The sequence below is a fragment of the Chitinimonas sp. genome (assembly GCF_041904975.1).
Lineage (GTDB): Bacteria > Pseudomonadota > Gammaproteobacteria > Burkholderiales > Chitinimonadaceae > Chitinimonas.
Genome location: NZ_JAYRLZ010000299.1, coordinates 1 through 4,805 on the forward strand (window position 1 = coordinate 1; position 4,805 = coordinate 4,805).

Consider the following 4,805-nt stretch of genomic DNA (forward strand, 5'->3'; position numbering starts at 1 on the left):
ATGGCAAGCTGCTGGTGCTGGTCAATGGCGCTTATGGCAAGCGCATGGCGCGTCTCACCGAAGTAATGGGCCGCCAGGTGTCGGTGCTGGACTTTGGCGAAACGGCGCCGGTCGACCCGGTGGCGGTGGCGCAGCGATTGATTGACGACCCAAACATCAGCCATGTCGGCCTGATCTATTGCGAAACCAGCACCGGCATTCTCAATCCGCTGGCAGAAGTGGCAGCGGTGGTGGCGCAGGCCGGCCGCAAGCTGATCATCGACGCGATGAGCGCCTTTGGCGCGCTGCCCTTGTCGGCCAAGGAGCTGGCTTTCGACGCGGTGATCGCCTCCAGCAACAAATGCCTGGAAGGCGTACCCGGCATGGGCTTTGTGCTTGCACGGCGCGAGGCACTGGCCGCCGCGCAGGGCAATGCGCACTCCTTGTCGCTGGATCTGCATGACCAGTGGCAATACATGCAAAAGACCGGGCAGTGGCGCTATACCCCGCCTACCCATGTGGTGGCGGCATTCCGCGCGGCGCTCGATCAGTTTGACGCCGAAGGCGGCCGAGTGGCGCGGATGGCCCGTTACCAAGCCAATTGGCCTGCAAGCTTTCCTACCGCCAGCCTTGCAGGCACCCATCATCGTCACGGTGCATGCACCCAAGCATGGCAACTGGCAGTTCCGCGAATTCTACGAGCGGGTCAAGGCACTGGGCTTCGTGCTCTATCCGGGCAAGCTCACCGAGCTGGAGACCTTCCGGGTCGGCTGCATCGGTGCCATCGGCCAGAGCGACATGCTGGCAGCGGTGGCGGCGATGGACCGGGTGCTGCGCGAGATGGGCATCCGCAGCGCCTGAGCCGCCTCAATTTCATATCCGCATCACACAGGACTATCCATGTACCGCTATACCCGCCACTACCAAGGCCCGATCGAGGCTGTGATCTTTGACTGGGCCGGCACCCTGGTCGACTTTGGCTCATTTGCGCCAACCCAGGTATTGATCGACGCCTTTGCCGGCTTTGGTATCGAGGTGAGCCTCGCCGAGGCGCGCCTGCCCATGGGCCTGGCCAAATGGGATCACATCGCCGCACTGGGCCGGCAGGCCGGCGTGGCGCAGCGCTGGCAGGCCAAGTTCGGCCGCGCCATTAGCCGCGACGATGTCGATGCGCTGTACGCCGCATTCATGCCCTTGCAGATCGCCAAGGTCGGCCAGTATTCCCGGCCGATTCCCGGCGCCATCGAGCTGCTGGCCGCCCTGCGTGCGCGCGGGGTGAAGATCGGCTCCTGTTCCGGCTACCCGCGGGCGGTGATGGACCGCCTGTTGCCGTTCGCTGCCGAGCAGGGCATTGCGCCCGATCATGCGGTGGCGACCGATGATCTCAAGCCAGGCGGCCGTCCCGGCCCATGGATGGCCCTGGCCAATGTGATCGAACTCGGGGTGCAGGAAGTGGCAGCCTGCGTGAAAGTGGACGATACGGTGCCCGGTATTGCCGAAGGCCTGGCGGCAGGCATGTGGACGGTGGGCTTGTCGCTATCGGGCAATGAGGTGGGGCTGAGCTTGGACGAGCTGCAGGCGACGCCCGTGGCCGAGCGCGAGGCACTGAAGGCGCGGGCCGAGGCCAAGCTGTATGCGGCCGGCGCCCATTATGTCGTCGACACCATTGCCGAGCTGCCACAGGCGCTTGCCGCTATCGAGCAGCGCCTGGCGCGGGGCGAGCGGCCGTGAATGGCCATAGCGATGTCGCCATCGTCGGCGCCGGCATCGTCGGTCTGGCCCATGCCTGGGCGGCGGCACGGCGCGGTCTGTCGGTGACGGTGTTCGAGCGCGACCGCTGCGCGCGCGGCGCCTCGGTGCGCAATTTTGGCCTGGGCCTCGCCGTGGGCCAGGCAGCTGGGGAGATGCGCGAGCTGGCGCTGCGCTCGCGCGAAAGCTGGCTGGAGATCCTGCCGGCGGCCGGCTGCTGGCATAAGGCGGGCGGCAGCCTGATCGTGGCGCGCAATCAGGCGGAATGGGCGGTGCTGGAACAATTCCAGGCGCTGCGCGGCGCCGACTACGGCACCCGCCTGCTCGGCACGGCGCAACTGGGCGAATTCGGCTTGCAGGGCTGTGGCGGCCTGTTCAGCGCCAGCGAAATCGCACTGGAATCGCGCCGCGCCATTCCCGCCATTGCCAGCTGGCTGGCCGAGCAGTATGGCGTGCGCTTTGTTCGGGATACCCAGGTGAATAGCGTGGAAGGCGAGCGGCTGGAGACCAGCCGTGGCAGCTGGCAAGCCGGGCGCACCATTATCTGTAGCGGTCACGATACCCAGACCCTGTTGCCGCAAGCCTTCGCCAGTCTGAGCATACGCCGCTGCGCCTTGCAGATGCTGCGCCTCGCCAACCCCGGTCTGCAGCTTGCTCCGGCGCTGATGACCGGCTTATCGGCCCTGCATTACCCCGCCTTTGCCGACTGCACGGCGCTAGCCGCCTTGCGCGAGCAGGTGGCGCAATATGAGCCGGCCTTGCTGGAACACGGCATCCATCTGATCGTGCAGCAGGTCGGGGAGGGCGGTGAATTGATCATTGGTGATTCACACCACTACGACAGCAGCCCCGCGCCGTTCCACCGCGAGCTGGTCGACACGCTTCTGCTGGACTTGGCGCGCAGCGTGCTGGGGCGGCCCCTGCAGGTGGTGGAGCGCTGGCAGGGCATCTATGCCAGCGGCGCGCGGCCCTTTGAGATTTTGCAGCAGGGCGAGACAATCAGCGCCGTGCTCATTACCGCTGGCGTCGGCATGAGCATCGCCTTTGCCCTGGCCGAACGCCAGTTTGCCCATTAATGTCGGTTGCCGGTCGTGTTCATGAGTGATTCCCCCGCAGTTATCCGCCGTGCCGGTACGTCGGTATGGCGCCAGATCGAAGAGGCGCTGGCTGCCGACATCCTGCAGGGCGCTGTCGGTGAGCGTCTGCCCAATGAAACCGAGTTGGCCGAGCGCTTCGGGGTGAATCGGCATACGGTGCGCCAGGCGATCAAGGCGCTGGCCGAGCGCGGCCTGGTGGAAGTGGTGCATGGCCGTGGCACCTTTGTCCGCGATGATCTGATCGACTACCAGCTGGGCCGGCGCAGCCGCTTCGCCCATAGCGTGGCCAAGGCGCGCCGGGCCGGCAAAAGCCAGCTGCTGCGGGCCGTCACCGTCGCGCCACGCGCCGATATCCTGGCCATGCTGGAACTGCCGCCCGGCAGCACGGTGCTGCAGATCGACTCCTGGGATGTGCTGGATGAGCGGGTGATCGGCGTATGCAGCCAGTATTTTCCGCTGCCGCGCTTTGCCGGCTTTGATGAGGTCTACCGCGAGACTGGCAAGACCCATGACGCGCTGGCGCGCTTCGGCGTCGCGAATTTCCAGCGCAAGCTCAGTCGCATCACCGCCCGCCTGCCCAGCCGCGAGGTAGCCCAGCAGCTGGGCCAGCCGGCCACCTTGCCGATTCTGTATGTCGAGACTGTCTATGCCGACGAGGCCGGCACGGTGATCGAATACGGCATTACCCGCTTCAGCAGTACGGCGGTGCAGCTGGTGATCGAGCCGGAATAGCTCGATCGCTTGGCGGTGGTTTTTGGCGGAAGCACCCCATGCGTCGTTCCCGCCTAGGCGGAACCCACGGAAACCATCGGCCCGGATGCCCGCCTGCATGGGCATGACGAATGGTCTGGTGCTGCTGTGACCCCCATCCGCCTATCGGGCTGCGATGGCCGCTCGTTATCCATTTGGCATGGTCTCCACAATTGCTCCCAATTTGCCTCCGACCATGGCCGCATGCCTGCACCGGGCATGGTCGAACCCTGCAGGGCAGACCAACGGTGTGTATGGCACGCTGTGCGGCGATGCTAAATAAGCAATGGCGAATATGCTGATTGAGTGCACTCATCTTCCGTGCCTCTGCTGCGCAGCTTCCAGTGATCTGCAGAATCGACGGAGCAAACCATCATGTATCTTTGGGCGCGAAGCAAACTGGTCATGGCAAGCCTGGCAATCCTGGGTGCAAGCATGACGGGGCAGGCTGCCAGCCTGGGCAACGCCAGCCTCAGCGGCAATACCATCAGCGCGGCCATCGTGCCGGATACGAACGAGCTCAACCAAACGGCCAAGGTTTATGTGGCGGCGTTTTACCAAGGCGCATGGCTGATCCGTGGTGCCGGCCTGAATGACTGGCAGCCTTATACCGGCGGCACCTTGCCGATTGCCCAGCAGCTGGTGCTGCGGCCGCAATCGCCGGTGGTGCTCAGTGATCTGAGCATTGCCAGCAAGCCAGGCCTGGTGCTCTATCTTGCCTATAGCAGCCTGCAGGCCGGTATCAATGCACCGGGGCATTTGCGGGCGGTATATACCGTGCCGGGCGGGCCGAGCCTGCCCGATACTCCCCGACCGGTGGGCTTGCTGGCACCGGTGGATAATGGCGAGGGCGCCTCGGCCACCTTTACCAGTGCCGGCAGCATTGATACCGGCAATCTGTTTTTCAAACCGCTCGGTAACGGCCGCGCCTGCGCCTCCTGTCATGACCAGGGCGCGGGCTGGAGCATTACCCCCGATACCCTGGCCAGGCGTTTCAGCGCCAGCAATGGCCTCGACCCGGTGTTCCGCCTCAATGACGGCGCCAATTCGCCCAATGCCAAGGTGGATACGCAGGACCAACGCTTTGCCGCCTACAGCATGTTGCGCAGCAAGGGCCTGATCCGCGTCGGTCTCGGTATTCCGGCCGGTGCCGAGTTCACCCTGGCGGCGGTGGACGACCCCTATGGTTATGCCTCGGCCAAGGAGTTGTCGCTGTTTCGCCGGCCACTG

At 65.0% G+C, this 4,805-nt stretch carries 5 protein-coding genes; all 5 read left to right on the forward strand.

Annotated features, from left to right (window positions below):
* A partial coding sequence (locus ACE3OH_RS19370; protein ID WP_374357049.1) for an aminotransferase class V-fold PLP-dependent enzyme occupies positions 1 to 932 on the forward strand: 932 nt, incomplete at its 5' end.
* Entirely contained in the window at positions 880 to 1,710 is an 831-nt protein-coding gene (gene phnX, locus ACE3OH_RS19375) for a phosphonoacetaldehyde hydrolase (RefSeq protein WP_374357053.1), read from the forward strand. The genes ACE3OH_RS19370 and phnX, both read left to right, overlap by 53 nt.
* Positions 1,707 to 2,804 (forward strand): TIGR03364 family FAD-dependent oxidoreductase, encoded by a 1,098-nt coding sequence (locus ACE3OH_RS19380; RefSeq protein WP_374357057.1) that lies wholly within the window; start codon positions 1,707 to 1,709, stop codon positions 2,802 to 2,804. Before phnX ends, ACE3OH_RS19380 begins: the two co-directional genes overlap by 4 nt.
* A gap of 21 nt (positions 2,805 to 2,825) precedes the next feature.
* On the forward strand, positions 2,826 to 3,557 hold the full coding sequence (gene phnF / locus ACE3OH_RS19385) for a phosphonate metabolism transcriptional regulator PhnF (protein WP_374357059.1): 732 nt from the start codon (positions 2,826 to 2,828) through the stop codon (positions 3,555 to 3,557).
* 423 nt (positions 3,558 to 3,980) lie between these two features.
* A partial coding sequence (locus ACE3OH_RS19390; RefSeq protein WP_374357061.1) for a hypothetical protein occupies positions 3,981 to 4,805 on the forward strand: 825 nt, incomplete at its 3' end.

Bases quoted from the DNA above. Each gene is read 5' to 3' on its own strand.
- phnX (WP_374357053.1), top strand. From the start codon at position 880: ATGTACCGCTATACCCGCCACTACCAAGGCCCGATCGAGGCTGTGATC.
- phnF (WP_374357059.1), top strand. From the start codon at position 2,826: ATGAGTGATTCCCCCGCAGTTATCCGCCGTGCCGGTACGTCGGTATGG.